Below are 548 nucleotides of genomic sequence, written 5' to 3' on the forward strand. Positions count from 1 at the left end.
TGAAAATAATTGCACAGTTGTCAACTTATCTAGTTCAAGTAATTATTTCCACTTATTGCGTGCACAAGCAGCTAGTTTAGATTCTGAACAAATGCGACCATTGGTTGTTATGTCACCAAAAAGCTTACTGAGAAATAAAACAGTTGCAAAACCAATTGATGAATTTACTTCTGGTGGATTTGAGCCAATTTTGACAGAATCATATCAAGCGGATAAGGTTACAAAAGTTATTTTGGCAACTGGTAAAATGTTCATTGATTTAAAAGAAGCATTAGCTAAAAATCCAGACGAATCAGTATTACTCGTTGCGATTGAAAGATTGTATCCATTCCCAGAGGAAGAGATTGAAGCATTACTAGCACAATTGCCAAACCTTGAAGAAGTGTCATGGGTACAAGAAGAACCTAAAAATCAAGGTGCCTGGTTATATGTCTATCCATATGTTAAAGTGCTAGTTGCAGATAAATATGATTTAAGTTATCATGGCAGAATTCAAAGGGCTGCTCCAGCTGAAGGCGATGGAGAAATTCATAAACTTGTTCAAAATA

General features: G+C 35.2%; 1 pseudogene. It reads left to right on the forward strand.

From position 1 onward, the window contains the following. Positions 1–548 (forward strand): annotated as a pseudogene (locus tag IDG60_RS01125) (2-oxoglutarate dehydrogenase E1 component); the annotation flags it as partial.

The sequence above is a fragment of the Staphylococcus sp. EG-SA-2 genome, assembly GCF_017152085.1.